The 15,692-nt window shown below is 55.1% G+C and carries 17 protein-coding genes; 8 read left to right on the top strand and 9 right to left on the bottom strand.

Going from position 1 to position 15,692, the window contains the following annotated elements:
• On the top strand, positions 1-375 hold a 375-nt coding region (locus F8N62_RS22535; RefSeq protein ID WP_412071981.1), incomplete at its 5' end, for an alpha/beta fold hydrolase.
• A gap of 76 nt (positions 376-451) precedes the next feature.
• Positions 452-1,243, top strand: coding sequence for a hypothetical protein (locus tag F8N62_RS22530; RefSeq protein WP_150712747.1), 792 nt, complete (start codon positions 452-454; stop codon positions 1,241-1,243).
• A gap of 90 nt (positions 1,244-1,333) precedes the next feature.
• On the opposite strand, the gene prmB is transcribed toward F8N62_RS22530, so the two are convergent.
• A complete protein-coding gene (prmB, locus tag F8N62_RS22525; protein ID WP_150712746.1) occupies positions 1,334-2,242 on the bottom strand; it encodes a 50S ribosomal protein L3 N(5)-glutamine methyltransferase in 909 nt (302 codons plus the stop codon).
• Positions 2,243-2,480: 238 nt separating this feature from the next.
• Here prmB and F8N62_RS22520 point away from each other — a divergent pair, with 238 nt between their 5' ends.
• From F8N62_RS22520 to F8N62_RS22495, 6 genes are all read left to right on the top strand, one after another.
• The gene (locus F8N62_RS22520) at positions 2,481-3,071 is read left to right on the top strand and encodes a cysteine hydrolase family protein (protein ID WP_150712745.1); all 591 of its coding nucleotides are present in this window, start codon (positions 2,481-2,483) and stop codon (positions 3,069-3,071) included.
• A 131-nt stretch (positions 3,072-3,202) separates the two neighbouring features.
• Positions 3,203-3,523 carry a hypothetical protein gene (locus F8N62_RS22515; RefSeq protein WP_150712744.1) on the top strand — a complete coding sequence of 107 codons (321 nt, stop codon included), beginning with the start codon at positions 3,203-3,205 and terminating at the stop codon, positions 3,521-3,523.
• Positions 3,524-3,610: 87 nt separating this feature from the next.
• Complete coding sequence (locus tag F8N62_RS22510) at positions 3,611-4,168, top strand: Smr/MutS family protein (RefSeq protein ID WP_150712743.1); 558 nt, start codon at positions 3,611-3,613, stop codon at positions 4,166-4,168.
• 304 nt (positions 4,169-4,472) lie between these two features.
• Entirely contained in the window at positions 4,473-4,682 is a 210-nt protein-coding gene (locus F8N62_RS22505) for a hypothetical protein (RefSeq protein WP_150712742.1), read from the top strand.
• Between the two features lie 195 nt (positions 4,683-4,877).
• On the top strand, positions 4,878-5,288 hold the full coding sequence (locus F8N62_RS22500) for a response regulator (protein WP_191632420.1): 411 nt from the start codon (positions 4,878-4,880) through the stop codon (positions 5,286-5,288).
• 152 nt (positions 5,289-5,440) lie between these two features.
• Positions 5,441-5,809: a hypothetical protein gene (locus tag F8N62_RS22495; RefSeq protein WP_224791399.1), complete on the top strand. Its 369-nt coding sequence runs from the start codon at positions 5,441-5,443 to the stop codon at positions 5,807-5,809.
• Between the two features lie 12 nt (positions 5,810-5,821).
• Here F8N62_RS22495 and F8N62_RS22490 read toward each other — a convergent pair whose 3' ends face one another.
• The 8 genes from F8N62_RS22490 to F8N62_RS22455 all read right to left on the bottom strand — a co-directional run bounded on the left by F8N62_RS22490 (position 5,822) and on the right by F8N62_RS22455 (position 15,643).
• Positions 5,822-6,052 carry a hypothetical protein gene (locus F8N62_RS22490; protein ID WP_150712739.1) on the bottom strand — a complete coding sequence of 77 codons (231 nt, stop codon included), beginning with the start codon at positions 6,050-6,052 and terminating at the stop codon, positions 5,822-5,824.
• Between the two features lie 184 nt (positions 6,053-6,236).
• Positions 6,237-6,662, bottom strand: coding sequence for a cell wall hydrolase (locus F8N62_RS22485; RefSeq protein ID WP_150712738.1), 426 nt, complete (start codon positions 6,660-6,662; stop codon positions 6,237-6,239).
• A gap of 57 nt (positions 6,663-6,719) precedes the next feature.
• Entirely contained in the window at positions 6,720-7,592 is an 873-nt protein-coding gene (locus F8N62_RS22480; RefSeq protein ID WP_191632419.1) for a phytanoyl-CoA dioxygenase family protein, read from the bottom strand.
• A 186-nt stretch (positions 7,593-7,778) separates the two neighbouring features.
• Complete coding sequence (locus tag F8N62_RS22475) at positions 7,779-8,801, bottom strand: hypothetical protein (RefSeq protein ID WP_150712736.1); 1,023 nt, start codon at positions 8,799-8,801, stop codon at positions 7,779-7,781.
• Between the two features lie 29 nt (positions 8,802-8,830).
• Entirely contained in the window at positions 8,831-10,246 is a 1,416-nt protein-coding gene (locus tag F8N62_RS22470; RefSeq protein WP_224791398.1) for an MBOAT family O-acyltransferase, read from the bottom strand.
• Positions 10,247-10,580: 334 nt separating this feature from the next.
• Complete coding sequence (locus F8N62_RS22465; protein ID WP_150712734.1) at positions 10,581-12,590, bottom strand: right-handed parallel beta-helix repeat-containing protein; 2,010 nt, start codon at positions 12,588-12,590, stop codon at positions 10,581-10,583.
• Positions 12,591-12,648: 58 nt separating this feature from the next.
• Entirely contained in the window at positions 12,649-15,369 is a 2,721-nt protein-coding gene (locus tag F8N62_RS22460; RefSeq protein WP_150712733.1) for a host specificity factor TipJ family phage tail protein, read from the bottom strand.
• Positions 15,341-15,643: a hypothetical protein gene (locus F8N62_RS22455; protein WP_224791397.1), complete on the bottom strand. Its 303-nt coding sequence runs from the start codon at positions 15,641-15,643 to the stop codon at positions 15,341-15,343. Before F8N62_RS22455 ends, F8N62_RS22460 begins: the two co-directional genes overlap by 29 nt.
• Positions 15,644-15,692 lie beyond the last annotated feature (49 nt).

Below are 15,692 nucleotides of genomic sequence, written 5' to 3'. Positions count from 1 at the left end.
GACACTCTCAAGGCCGGTCGCACCGACGACAACGTGCCGCCGCAACTTCAGGTGATTTTTCGCCCGAGCGTGCAGCCGTACCTGATTTCGCTGTTCCGCCAGGACCCGGCGGCAGCCTTCGCCAAATTGCACATGCCGGCGCTGATCATCCAGGGCAGCAACGACATTCAGGTGGGTGTCGATGACGCCAGGCTGCTCAAGGCTGCCAAACCCGATGCCGAACTGGCCTTGATCGACGGTATGAACCACGTCATGCGCATCGTGCCCAACGACGTCAAACGGCAATTGGCCTCCTATAAAGATCCGCAACTGCCCCTGGCGGCCGAGCTCGGATCGCGAATTCTGCGGTTTATTGACGGACTTCGCTCCAGTTAAGCGCTGTTTGGCCGATAAGCCTTTGTCGCCAGCGCCAAGACTGGCGGCAAGCAGAGCCTGACAGGACCGCGCCGTTATGATTGATACCCCGACTTCACCCGACACCACCGCTGAACAAGACGCACCGCCAGTGGTCGAGCTGCCGTGGGCGGACGTCCACGTCGAGCATCACAAGATGCTCCGTCTGGCGCCGTTGCAGACCGACCGCAACACTGGTGCGCGGCCACTGCGCTTTGTCGAATTCGGTTATGCCGAACGTAACGACAAGCAGCGCAGTCTGATGCGCATGAGCCTTTCACTGCCGGGCCAGCGGGTGCGCAAGGAACAGAATCACCTGGACGTGTGGGTCGATCACATCACCAAACGCGTGCGTTTCGGACCTGACAGCGGTTTACAGATCGAGCCGATGAACCGGGGTATCGGGCGGTATATGGCGGCTCAGGGCATTGGCTGGGCGAAAAAACGCTGGCCGGGTTACACCGTCGACGGCACCGACCTGAACAACAAGGATGCGCTGAACGAAAGCACGCGCCTGCGCCGCGATCACTTTCTGAAGGCGCATGGTTTTGAAGTGGCATACGCCGACGCCCAGCATCTCAAGGGCAGCGTCAAGGCGGTCACGGTCGGCGACCTGTTGGCGGAATGGAACACCGAGAAATTGCAACAGGTGGAAATTCTCGAGGCCGCGCAAATGCTGCAGCAGGCTGAGCAGAATCTGGCCGAGCAGGAAGTGAAGCTGAAGAAGCACGAAGAAAAGGTCAGCAAGTACAAGCGTGAAGACGCCGGCTTACGCTTCACCATCACCTGCCTGGTGGCGTTTTCGGTGTTTCAGGCGGGGTTATTGATCTGGATTGCCACGCACCGGTAGATCAAAAGATCGCAGGCTTCGCCAGCTCCTACAGGAATACGCGTTTCAACTGTAGGAGCTGACGAAGGCTGCGATCTTTTGCTTTAAGGGTCAGACGCGCGAAGCAAACAGTGCCTGATGCGCGCGGCACTGTTCTGCGCTCAGCATGAACACCCCATGCCCACCGCGCTCGAAGTTGAGCCAGGCGAAGTCGACTTCCGGGTACAACGTCTCAACGTGAACCTGGCTGTTGCCCACTTCGACAATCAGCAAGCCCTTCTCGGTCAGATGATCCGCCGCTTCGGCCAGCATGCGCCGCACCAGGTTCAAACCGTCGTCGCCGCAGGCCAGGCCCAGTTCCGGTTCGTGCTGATATTCCTGGGGCATGTCGGCGAAATCTTCGGCATCGACGTACGGCGGGTTCGACACGATCAGGTCGAAGCGCTGACCCGGCAAACCGTCAAAACCATCGCCCTGCACCGTGAAGACCCGCTCATCTACGCCATGGCGCTCGATGTTCTTGTTGGCCACTTCCAGCGCTTCGAACGACAGATCCGCCAGCACCACTTCGGCGTTCTGGAACTCGTAGGCGCAAGCGATGCCGATGCAGCCGGAACCGGTGCACAAGTCGAGAATCCGCGCAGGCTCGGCGTTCAGCCACGGTTCAAAACGCTTTTCGATCAGCTCGCCAATCGGTGAACGCGGAATCAACACGCGCTCGTCGACGATGAACGACATGCCGCAGAACCAGGCTTCACCCAGTAGATAAGCGGTCGGAATGCGTTCCTCGATTCGGCGCTTGAGCATGCGCTGCAGCTTGACCAGCTCATCGTCTTCCAGATTGCAGTCGAGGTAGCTGTCAGCAATTTCCCACGGCAGGTGCAACGCACCCAACACCAGTTGACGGGCTTCGTCCCAGGCGTTGTCGGTCCCATGGCCGAAAAACAGATCCTCCCCATGGAAGCGGCTGACGGCCCAACGGATATGGTCACGCAGGGTACGAAGTCGGGAAGTGATCACGAGGCAAACTCCAAAAAAAACGACTGGCGATTCTAACAGCCAAATCGCTCGACGACGACGCAGGAAAAACGCCGGCCCGAATGTAGGAGCCATCCATTTTTTGCGTTGGCTATTGAACAAAACGAGTATCTTGACAAAGCTACGGGCCAGCAACGACGGCCCCTGCGATGGTAGCGATTCACAGAAGCGCTCAGCCAGAGGACAATGTCGCAAAAGCCCCACTCCAAGGAGCCCCAGAATGTCCGTTCCAAAAACGATGTTTCAACTCAGCGGCCGCGGTTATGCAGCAGCCAATCTGAGCCATGCGACGCTTGTCATCATCGATGCCCAGAAAGAATACCTCAGTGGTCCATTGGCGCTGGTTGGCATGGACGCTGCCGTCGCGAACATCAAACAGCTGGTGAACGCTGCCCGCGCTGCCGGCCGGCCAATCGTGCATGTACGCCACCTGGGCACTGTGGGCGGGTTGTTCGACCCGCAAGGCGAACGCGGTGAATTCATTCCGGGCCTCGAACCGCTGAGCGACGAAACCATCATCGGCAAACTGCTACCGAGCGCGTTTCACGGTACCGAACTGCTGGAGCGCCTGCAAAACCTCGGCTCGCTGGACCTGATCGTCTGCGGTTTCATGAGCCACTCCAGCGTCAGCACCACCGTGCGCGCCGCGAAGAACCTGGGCTTCCGTTGCACCCTGGTTGAAGACGCCTGCGCCACCCGCGATTTGCCTTACAAGGGCGGTGTGTTGAGTGCCGATCACGTTCAACAGACCGAAATGGCGATCATGGCGGACAACTTTGCCACCCTCGCCCTCACCCACGATCTGATCTGATCGATGGCGGATGAGCGGTGCAGGCCGCCGCTCATCCGCAAAAGCCTCTCATTAGCTGTAATTGACTTAGCCTCAGGAACAACCCGGACAACTCCCGGTCGAAGGGCCGATACCCATTGAGGAAGGTCGGAATGAAGTTATCCGATGGTTTTGACGCACGCCGCTTGCGGCCCAAAGGCCAAAGCAACTGGCGTTTTCGATTCGGCGCAGCGTTCGCTGCCCTCCTGGCAACGCTTGGCGTGTTGCTGGCGATGGCCGGTGCCGCCAGCCTGCTGGGTCGCCCACCGGCGCTCGGCGAGCTGAACGCAAGCCCGCTCGGGTCGGCGATCATCTTGGCGGTCGGCCTGTTCCTGCTTTACCTGGGCGTGTGGTTGTGGCGCCGTTGCCGCCGCCGTGCGCGCCAGTCGCGAGCGTTGAACATGTCCCCGCACCTGATGAAAAAGCACGACTGAATTGAGGCCTGGCGTTTAGCCGGGCCCTCAATTGTTATCGATCATGTCCCGACTTGGGTAAACTGGCCGCCCTTCGCGGAGGCTGCCATGCAAGACGACGATTTTTCCCTGTTCAAAAGCGCCATCCAAGGCGTCAAGCCGATCAAGCACGATCGCGCCGAAACCGGTAAACCCAAAGCTGACCGCGCCCAGATCGCCAAGCTGCGCCAGGCCGCCACCGTGCGCACCGACGCCACCACCGTTGACGGGCTGTCCGATCAATTCGTTATCGACGTCGGCCCGGAAGACGAGTTGATGTGGGCCCGCGACGGCGTGCAGGAAAGCCAGATGCGCAAGCTGAAGATCGGGCAGATCCCATTCGAAGGCAGCCTCGACCTGCACGGCATGACCGTGGAAAAAGCTCGGGAAACCCTCTGGGCCTTCCTCGCCGAAGCGACCAAATTCGAAATCCGCTGCGTGCGCGTCACCCACGGCAAAGCCGTGCGTCTGGACGGCAAGCGGCCGATGATCAAAAGCCACGTCAACACCTGGCTGCGCCAGCATTCACAGGTACTTGGCTTCACCTCGTGCCAGGCCAGACATGGCGGTGCCGGGGCGGTTTATGTGATGCTCAAACGCACCATGATGGAAGGCCGCGACGAGTAAAGCTGTTGCGTCACGCTTGCAGCGCCGTGTTTGCCACCGTACCCTTGCCCTTTGCGAAAATCCCCACAGGTAGTTTCATGTCCCTGGAACAGAATTACACCGCGATTCTAAAGGGGTAAGGCAAAGTAACAATAGTCAATGAATCCGGGCACTTGCCTACTTAGGCATACCCGGTTTTCACCTGCTTTACACGGTAATTGGTACAAAAATTGGTACAAGCTTTACCCCCTCCCCCGGCTTCCTGCCGACCGTTCGTCACTTCAAAATTTACTGCTACGCTTTCCTCCATCCCCGGAGGAATTCCATGCCCAGCTCTGACCTACTCCCTTCCCTGCTCTACAAGATCAATGAAAATCAGCTAGCCCTCGAAGCCGCCATCCTCGAACTCTCCAATTGGGTCGAGCAGCGAGGCGGCGTCGAAGTCGCTGACAACGTGCGCGGCGCCCTGGAAGCCATCGACCGGAATGAGGAATTCATAAAGCTGACGCTGGCTGTGCTTATGTCGCCCGAATGAGCGTTGCAGGGCGCAATTTGGACCAAAGTAACCGAGCGCCAGCAGTTCTGTTCTTGTCCAAAGATCCGATTCTGCTTGCGCTAACCAGAAGTCTCATTTCGCCCTCACCTTGCAGCCTTATCAAAACTCCTTCGTTATGCGTTGCTCGAAAGCGCTTACACTGGAAGCCCTGCGCCCCCAGAGAAGGATTTCAAAGTGACTGTAAGTTTGTCTGAGTTTAAACCCCTTCCTGAGCCGGTAATCATCGTTGAGGATGAGCCGCTAATTCGGATCCTCTTGGAGGAAACGCTGGAGGAAATTGGCATTTCATCGACGACTTTCGATAACGCTGGTTCAGCTCTGATCCACCTCAAAAGTATTGATGGTAAGTGCTCCCTAATAATCGCGGATCATGGGCTTCCAGGAGGAATCCAAGGAATTGAATTTATTCGCCTGGCACATGAACGATGGCCATCGATTCCATCAATCCTCACCTCGGGTTATTCCATTGATAAGCAAGAGCTTCTGCCCGCGACAGTTTTTCTGCCTAAACCGTATACGCTTGTCGAATTAGAGGAAACCATCACTAACGCTCTTCGTCAGCGACATTCACCACCTCAACAATGACGAACGGCCGCTCACGTGGACCTGGCGAAAGCCGCGTGGGATCGATTCCAACCGTCTTCTTACCTCAATATCATGCAGCTCGTCGCCCTACCCTCGCCCCGTCGGCGCGCCTCGATTACTGTATATTCAAACAGTACCGATAAGGCATCACCGTGGACCCGTATGAAATCGAAGACACCAGCGACTGGCTTGGCTCACCGACCGAGCTGGAAACCTGTCGCCAGTTCCTGCGCATGACCGAGAACGAAATCCAGGAGCTCACCTTGCAAGTGCGCAAAGCCCGGCAGGACATCTTCGGCCTGGTGCAGATGCACGCCGAGGTGTCGGCGGAGCGCGACCAGCTTCGCGCCGAGTTGAGCCCCGCGCGCGCGGAGGCCGCCGATGCCAACCGCAAGGCGAACAGCATCGAGACGAAATCAAATTGGGAGCTGATGGCGCAGAACAAAGTGATCAGCGAGCTTCACGGAAAGCTTCGCGAGCTCACCGGCAAAGATCCGTTTACGAAGATTGAGTCGGCCTGATTGATCGGGCGTTTACCCCGGCGCCAGCTCTTTCAGGCGTTTTTCAAGCGCCGCCTCAAAGATCATGTAAAGGTTTTCCGCGTCTCCCGACCTCAGAGCGCCCACGGTTTCCATCCCCAAAACGAAACCGTCGGCCCGCGCGCCAGCCTTGACGGCGATGATCATCGAGTCCGCCTGGGCGATATGCGCAAGGAGCCGATCAGCTTCCCGCTTCATTTTTCCGTCTAAGACCACTTCTTCCACGATATTCACCTTCACTACGACAGCCAATACATCAACAGAACCACCAATGTCACCCATGCGACAGGCAAAAGGAGGGAAAGACCCGCTAGCCGCTTTTCCATATTGCCTCTTCATTCTGACGAATGCGGAAATGAATCAACCGCAATTTACCGACAAGAATAGCTGACGGCCAGCATCAACTGGATCACGGCACATTCTTGAAGAAGACGTGCCCGCCAAGCTTCAGCGTCTGTGTGGCCTTCGCCGCCCAACCCGGCGCCTTCTTCATTGCGATCGCGTAATAGTGCGTGGCGCCGCCGGTAGGGTCCGACACATGGCCGTCGATCACCTGGTCAGCGGCGATGCGCGCTCGGGCCAACTCGCGGAACGGGATCTGTCGAGCACCCGACAACTGGGGGTAGTTCGGGTCGTTCTTGTTCCAGCAGCTGAACTGCCAAGGCTTTAGGCACACGCCGGCGTAGCCCTCCCCCCACCATGATTTATCCTTTCCATCATCCACGCGGTTGCGGATGGTCCAAGCAACGGCGATCTGTCCGGTCAGACCTTCGCCGCGGGCCTCGCCCCACAGAGTGCGGGCGAAGATGTCACGGTCTTTTTCAGTGACGGTCATACTTTTCTCCAGGCAAAAAAAACCCCGAACTTGTCGGGGTTTGAAGTAGCTAAATAATCAATGGACTTTGACAAACCTCTTATAGTACTCGAGGGAGTCAGCCACCATATCTACATGACAATAATAGTTAGTCAACGCCAACCTTTCTTTGCCGCCAGCCTTTGGAGGTTGCCCAGCATGAACTGTAGAGGTATCAAACAATATCAGCGTGCCCGCAGGCGCAGAGAACTTAGCAACTCGACCTGGAGACAGAACATCGAACCTATCACCCGCGTCCTTCAGTCGCGTAGAAGCGACGCCCGACACCACCTTGTCTGATATCCAGCTGCCGATCTGTCGGACATCTCTAATGATCTGGCTAAATTTGTGCGATCTTGAGAGCACCGAAAACGGACCATCCATTGCGGTGACGTCAGTGAGGTAAATCATCGCCTTCATCTGCCGACGAAAGCCGTCACGGTGCCACTCACCGCCACTCCCGTAGGATTCATCATTTTTATATGAAACTCGGTTGGCCATGCAAAATAACAGGCGCTCATCAGATCTTGCATATTCCGAAGACAGTTTTTTCAAAAAAGCGTCTTGGGCGAATTCTTCGGCCCTTCCAGAAACTTTTTCAATTCCAAAAACTCTGTCATCTTCATCAGTGCGGGTCGCACGGTTTTCGTTACTCAAGGCCGACTTTAACTCTACAGCTGCCAACTCACACCAACCTTTATCTTTGAAATTAGGAATCATCACGAAACCGTTCTTTTCGATTTCGTTCAACAGACTCCTTTCAAGGTCATCAGCTGCTTTTGCCCTCGCCCAAAACCTTTTGGAGCGTAAATCAAAAAGAAGTCTCTGATTAAAAACAACATAAGCACTTTCAATATAAAAAGAATATTTACTAGGAATATGCTTTAGCCACTTTCTAATTAGAGTCTTCACCACCTTGTTACTCCTTTTCAGCTTCATGCCGGAAATTTAGGTAAATCGTATCATATACTAAAACTTTCAGAGGCGATCCTCTTCGTGCTGGATCTCAGAAAAAAATCCGATGCACCAACCCCAATCATGTAAGCCAACGCCCTCGCCGCCCTTTAATAGGAGGCGATTCCAAATATTGGAACTGGCCTACATCCCGGATAACTTCTCTTTGAGATAGCTAGATCTGATTGCTCTCCCTTCAATATTAAGGTGAGAGTCCGTATCAAAAAAGTACTTAGGATCAAAGAACACTGCGCTAGGGTCATCAACAAAAGACACCCCGTGCATCGCCGCGGTGGAGACCAGAACCGACAAATTACTTTTCACGATATCGATGTTATCCGTGATTACACCGCTTTTCATGATAGGAGCAAAGCCAAACAATAATTTTATATTATTGCTATCGCAGTATGCTTTGAACTCGCTGATCGCATCCCATGCTTCTGGACTCTGATGTAGGTTTCCTGTGAGTCCGTAATCGCTTGAAGCAGGAAAGTCAGAGCCAACGGTATTATTCATATCTCCATGGTCATTTAGATTATTATAGTAATACTGGAAAACCCTTCGCTCCGGAAAATTGGCGTCTCTTACGCCGATCCATCCAGCGCGAAACACTCCCATGGCCTCGGCTTCATTTACCGAAACCCTATGCGGAATTTTTTCAAGTATGCGCGCTTTAAGTATCTTCGCGGATAGCGCATTGTATAATTGAGAAACCGGGGTGTCTGCAACGAAAGTGAGTTTTTCACCCAGGCCGGCACTTCGATAAAACTCTGCATCCCATGCCATTACCTGGTTGATAAACCACGCTGTATTAGTATTGTCTCGCTGATAGTATCCATACTCTGGGATAACTATTGCAATGTCACCAGGGCGGAGAGCCTTTTTTGCAAAATTGAAATGATATTGAAGTGGCAGACCCGCATGCAGACCCATGTTGAATACCGGGCGGCCAAGATCTTTACTTATCTTCGCAGTGTCGATACTAAATAGAGTGCTGGACCCGCCTACAAAAAGAATTTTCGGCTCGGCCGACTCATTTGCCAAATTAAGCTTAACCAAAGCTGTACCCCGAAGCCAATACTCCGCGGCGATCGGAGAGCCCATAAGGAAGCTGAAGGCGGCTAAATATGCTAGCGCGAGGACAGCGGTAAGGGCACCAAAGCCCACGATAAACGATCGAGGAGACATAATAGGCCTTAGAAGTTAAAGTACAAAAATTCACCGGGCGGGGCGGCAATTAATGCAGCCAATCCCACCAGCAACGCCGCACTCGACAGAGGGAGCAAAATCCTCCGAGATGTCCATTCCAACGGTGCAGGAGCATCTTCCAGAGCAGAATCCCAAGGAGATTTTCTAAAAACCAGTTCCTGTGCGTTGCGAAACCCCCAAACGATTACAAACCCTGCAATTAGAGTGGCTACGGCGACATAGCTAGCGGATACCGACACACCAGCATCAATGGCCGCCTGAGGAACCATGATACTTGCCACCGATTTCGCGACAAGCGGTGAAAGGGTTTCCGGGACCGACGCCATCGCCGATAGCATTGATAATGCTGATGCCACTGAATCGGACCTAAAGAAGACCCAAGCAACGACAACGCATAAAAACGTCAAAATACGCCCCGCCCACTGCCCAATTAACGATTCACTGTTGCTCTTGAATAAAGTTCTCCAGAAGTGATTTATCATCAGGTATAGACCATGGAGCCCGCCCCAAATAATAAACGTCCATCCGGCCCCATGCCACAAACCCCCAATTAGCATGGTCAGCATTAAATTTATATATCTGCGGTAGTTGCCCCGTCGATTACCGCCAAGCGCTATGTATAAATAATCTCTGAGATACCGTGACAATGTCATATGCCATCTACGCCAGAACTCGATAATGCTTCTCGACTTGTATGGCGAATTGAAATTCAAGGGAATGTAAATTCCAAACATCAGAGACACACCAACTGCCATATCGCAATAAGCCGAAAAATCGAAATACAGCTGAAATGTGTAAGACAGCGCCCCCACCCAGGCATCCATCCCCGTTAGGGATTGATCTCCACTTGCGTATGCGGCGAAAATCGGCCTGGCAATGGCGCCAAATGTGTCCGCTATTACTACTTTTTTGAAAAGCCCAATTGCAAACATAGCAAGACCCGGGGCTATCCAGCACGCTTGAAGCTGAGTTCCTCGTTTGAATTGTGGAATGGTTTCATGGTGATGAAGGATAGGTCCCGCTATCAGATGGGGAAAGTAGGTTACAAACGCGAGGTATTGCACAAAATCAGGTTCGTCTGACTTGCCCTTGTAAGCATCAACTAAAAATGCTGTCTGTGTGAATGTGAAAAAAGAAATACCTAAGGGAAGAATTATATGCAACGCAAGAAATTGGGAATCAAAGACTTCGTTGATATTTTCTATAAAAAAATCAGCATACTTATAATACCCAAGTATTACCAAGTTTATTGAAATGCCGGCGATAAGTAGGAGCTTGGCCACCTTAGGTTTAGACAAGCATTTTGAAATAGCTCGACCGACAATGAAATTGAATAAAACCGAACCCAGCAGAAGCGGTAGGTATCTAAGATCCCACCCGCAATAAAAAATCAAAGACGCCAATGCGAGAATCGCAACTTGCGGTCGGGGGCCGAATCTGCTCGCAGCGTAGTACGCGACAAGGCAAAGGGGGAGAAACACACATATGAAAATGTACGAATTGAAAAGCACGTGATACAGCTCCAGTCCCTGAGATTTTGCGAGCATTTAACCACGTATTGCCGATTCACGCCTAATCCATATAGCAGCAGGATCTACCGCATGGACGCGATCAGCCGATGCTGAAGCGCTCTAAAGCTCCAGCTCCGGCCAAGAGGCCCTTAGGCCTGATCCGCCAGGTGGTAATTGTGCCCCCACTCCCAGGATAGATAGGCTGCACAAGCATTTTAGATGTTGTCTAGATCAGTTTTTCCAAGTCTCTGACTCTGTCGGACAACTGCTTTACCGCCTCAATGAGCACAACCGTCAAACGCTCGTAGTGCAGCCCCTCGACGTCACCATCATCGCCGTAGCTGATCAGGGGCCGCAATCCGTCGACATCGAAGTCATCGGCCGCCATGCCCACAAACAACCGCGCACCATCGCCGCCGTGTTTTTGTTGGTACATGAAGCCTGACAGGCCCATGACTTGATCAATCATATCCTGCGGAATCGGGCCTTTAACATCCTTGTACTTGAGTGCTGAGGTGCTTCGAGAAAAAGACCCATCAGAACCGATCGCGCAATTCGCTGGGCTTGCTGTGGTGAGCGCGTATATGGCGGGGGAAAACAGAACACCGTCGTTGCGACCTTCGAGCAACAATGTTCCTGAACCGCCTGCGAGGAAGCGAAAACAGGAACTAGCGCTGGTTGACCCTAAGCCCTGCGCACTGATCGAGCAGTTAGCTGCTCCGACCGCCGCACCGAATCCTGCTCTCAGAATTTTGTCTGGCATCGCGACACTGATCACCCCGGAGTTGTCTTCTTTGACGCAGCCGTAACTGGAATAAGTGCCAGGGCCTGTGATGCCAAGACCGGGGTCATCCGAAAAACGGCTCCCGTAGAACTTGGTGTCGTTGCTTGACGCCTGGAGGCGCACCGCTCTCAGGTTGCCGCCTTTGAATATCGTCCCTTCAGCATCCTGAACGTCATAGTTGAAGGAAGAACCAGACGACAGATTCTGGTTATTGTCGAACACGTTCCCGCGACCGTTGATTACCACGTCGCTATTGGCGCCGTTGTCTTCGTAGTCGATGTTGATGAACTGGTTAAAGTCGCAACCGACGTTGATGAAGATGCCGCGCGGATTACCTTCTGATGTGCCCCCAAGGAAGACGTTACCCGTCGCTGAGTTCAGACGGATGCCGTTACCTGTAACGTTTTCGGAAATTACGTTGATGAATGTACACCATGCCACGTAATCGCCGACACTTTGCTGGTCTAGGACAATCCCTTCGGCAGGCGCAAGACCAGGAGCACCGACGATACCGCCGACAGAAGTAGCGCGGATATTATCGTAGGTGTTGCACACGCCCGAGTTGATACGGATCCCCGAGTGGACGCAGTCCCACGACCGAACATTTCGGAGAGTCGAGTGGGAAATAGCACGCGTGTACAGACCTTCCTGTACCTGCGCGTTACCTTGAATGTTGAAGTTTTCGAAACCTATCCCGTAACGTCCGCCGCTAATCGACTGGTCAAGCGATACGACGGCGAGTACCGCACTGTCGCCGATGTACTGGATCGTCGGGAAACCTACCCCGAGGATCCTCATGTTATCGACAATTGGGACTTGCATCATCTGCCCGACCGCGTAGGAAACGGTAGGTTTAGGGAAGATAATGGTTTTACGGCCCGTCAAATTGGCAAAGGTGAAAGCCGCCATGATTGCCGCATAGTCGTCAGTTACACCGTCGCCTTTAGCGCCGCCTAGGGGTGCACCGTGGTCGTCAGTAACGTATACGGTATCGTCGAGCCGGTCGTTAACGTGGCGCCCCCGATACCCCACCACTGCTGAGTCGACTAGGGCAGTGGTTCCGTTGGCGAGCGCTTGGCGCAATGCAGCATCCCCAACCGCCTGGAGCTTTGGCGCATCCGTTGCCCAGGTGCCAGTCAACGTCAGTGGGGTATCCGAGGCGTTCATGACGCGATACAGCTCGCCGTCGCGCTGAACCAGCTGAGTTTGGCGTTCTACGACAACGCCAGCCCCGTAGGTCAGATAGATCGACTCGTAGCCTTGCGCAATCAGGTAGTCAGTCACCTGCTGCTCAATTCCGCGCCAGGTTTTGCGCGGCACACCCAAGCGATCCGGGGAAGACAGTTTGGTACGGTCAGTTGTCCAAACGTCGATGATCTGGGAGTTGTCGTACAGGTCGCGCGGATCGTCAGACCCATCATCACCAACCGCATTGCCGGTATTGAATCGCATGTTTTCTCCAGACACAAAAAAGCCCGCGCGGTGGCGGGCAATTCGTGGAATTGATTATTTAGGCGGGCGCTGAAGAGTCGTCGTATAGGTAGACCCTTTCGTCGTAGTTGAATCCTTGCACAGAGACGCTTTCGCTTCCCTTAGGTGAAACCTTACTGACCAGAACTCGGTGGCATTCTCGGCTGACCGGCCCGAAGAGCAGATGTGGAGGCTCCCTGCTCCAGCTGGTGTCAGGGACGAAATCAATGGCCGGGATGCTCAGGTGGTATTCGTTTACTCGTGTCGCTGGCCATGGTCCGCTGAGCGTGCCGTCGAGCCGGCGGATACCTACTGTGTGGCCAACGCCATCTGCCCAGATGAAGGGTTCAGAGCTTTCGAGGATGATCGCGCCAGCTACCGTTGTGTATTTCAGCATTAGCGCGCTCTGCCCTCTGCCCGGAGTGTCGTCAGAAACGCCAGCGAGGCCGAGGTAGTCGCTGTTGTTGCCATCGAGCTCTGTTTCAAATGAGTAGCTCCAGCGGCGGTATCGGGCCTCACTTGCTCGACGCATGCCGAGGCGATAGGCGCGGTCCCTGTCGCTTATCCCTACGGCCTGAACCTTCTCGGCCTTTAGACCGAGCTGGCCCGGCAGCCTGCACTTCACCGTTTCCGTCTGACGGGTGCGACGATCCTTGTACTCAACATCCACGCCGTCGTGATCCATCGCAGGATCTGGCGACTTAAAGCTGATCTTTAACGGGCCAAGCATGTTCTGCGCCGAGTAGCCCTGGGTTCCGGCTGGGAAGTACTCGCTGTCGAAACCGTCACGCTTCTGATCGCGCACGGGCCGTAACCGGCCACGACTGATGGTGAACTCTGCAAAGCCAGCGGCCAGCGCAGTGTTCAGCCCCTCCTTCACCGTCATCAAGGAATCAGCGGACAGGTCGAACTTGTCACCGCGGGCCTTGCAGATATTGTCAAACGCGATCAGCTCATCCAGATCAATATCGGCGGCTTCGTAGCCTGGCGCCTTGGCGATGTAGTTGAAGGCGGGAGCGATATCGCGGGTCACTCGGTTGTCTGCCGTCCAGGCGCCATCTACCAATATCGGTAGCTTTCGCGTGGCCACCACCGAAACCTTGTTCTCGCTCTGACTGGAAAGCTTGCCGCTGCCCGCCGCCGATATGGCGATGGTCGTCCACGGGTAGCTGGCAGGACTCGGCAGCAGCGCCCTCACGTCATACCACTGGACGTTGTCCAGAATGTTGGTTTCGGTGGACTTCGCGCCGATGCGGCGCATGCGCCCCTCGGGGCGAATCGCAGTGCCGGTGCTTACCTCCCTGGTAAATCCGACCTGATCCAGCGTGGACTGGGTTATCGTCTCCACGTAAGACGTCCATGCCCCGGCCGCGGCCATGTCCCTGAATTGGAATTCATAGGTTACGGACCACGGTACAATCACGCCTTTTTGCGTTACACCGGCGAGGCCGCTGGGGAACATTACGGTGAAGGAGATCTTGGTCGTCTTCTCCGCTGGCGGGCATAGCGCATATGGACCAGCCCAGTCGCCCTCAAGGTTCGAGTTGTCCAGTTTCAACAGCGCAGAGTTGCTCTCAATGAAGTCGTAGCCCGGCCAGTCGGCGTCGGTTGCTCCCGAGTGGGTAAGCCTGTCCACGCTGATCTGCGACGTGTTGGTCGCGGTGATCCGATAACGAAGGCCTGCATACCCAATGCCGGCCCAGCCAATACCCGACAGCAGTCCGGACACGGGCGCGCCGCTGGTGGTGTTCAGCGTCATGTGCGCGGGATCGCCACCGGCTGGTGGCGTGTAGTCGTTGACGATGTATAGCCCCGAGTTCGCCCCTACCACTTCGATCTGCATTCCAGGGAAAGCGCCAAGCTGCGCGAGTGGTCCCGATATGACATCCCGGCCGCCCGCACCGCCACCTGCCGTGACCATGTACTGGTACAAAACCTCAATTCTGATAATCATGCCGATCGCCCAGCCGGCCGGGAAAGACCCGGCGCCGGCGGGGATCGTTATCAAGTCTCCATTGAATTGGTAGGCCTGGGCCGTGGGAGCTTGGGGCACGGTCGTCGTGGTCTTGAGATCGATACCGGAAGTGCCCGTGGCCGTGACGCCAACTTCGGGCGCTTGATACCACCATTGCGCGGCTGGCTCGGCGCTCAGGTCTTCGCCGGGCCCGTAGACCCTGTAAGTGGCATTACTGCCCAGGGCAATCAGCGGCGTGTTGCCAATCTTTATGTCGCTCGGGTTGATCTGGCACTCACCGCGCGTCACGCACAGCATCATGTACTGCCATTCATCTCGCGGGCCTTTGAATACTCGGCGCGGCTCAACGATGTAGTCAGGGAATATCTCATCCTCGCCAAACAGCTCGCGCACTGGGTCGCCGTACCGTACCTGGTTCGCCTTGGCGTTGCCCCCCGAGAGGGAGTTGCCTTGCTTCTGAGTTCCCGTTTTCGGCAACTTGACGCGCGGAGTGATGAGTTTCATCACCGCCTGCAAGCCTTTAACCGCGGCGATGGTGATTGAGATGGGGTCGGTGCCTTTCGGCTCGACCCAGATTTGCACGCGCTCATCCGCGCCGAACTTCGCCTCAGGCCATGACTCTGGATTGGTCAAGCAGCCATTGATGGCGACGCTCATCGGCGGCACTTCGCGGCGCTCATAGCCTTTGACGTTGTCGATGAGCCACTGCTCTACAGTGGTCTCGGCTGTTACGCGGTACTCGCGCAACACATCCTGATCAAGCTTGTTCGCATAGATCTCGATCACGATAAAACACCACCGTCATGTAGTTGTCTTTGAATTCCTGGAGTCGAACGATCCGCGCCCCGCTGCCGGGGTTGATCTCCAGCACCTGAAGCCGGTCATCCTTGAGAACCACCAGCGCCACGTGCGCACAGATCCCGCCCTTCATGGCTGCGGCGATTGCGCCGGGGAACGGCTCACACCGTTCCAGCGCCCTGCCCACCTCGGCCTTGTAAGATCGTTGAACGGCGTGGATGCCGTGTCGCGTCACCTCTCCGAATGCGGAAAGCTCCGACATCCCGTACAGCTCGGACCTAGCGATAGTTGTCAGGCCCCAGCAATCCACG

This window comes from Pseudomonas fluorescens (genome assembly GCF_902497785.1).
Lineage (GTDB): Bacteria > Pseudomonadota > Gammaproteobacteria > Pseudomonadales > Pseudomonadaceae > Aquipseudomonas > Aquipseudomonas fluorescens_BO.
The sequence above is the reverse complement of the archived record's forward strand: the minus strand, read 5'-3'. Positions and strand labels throughout refer to the sequence as shown.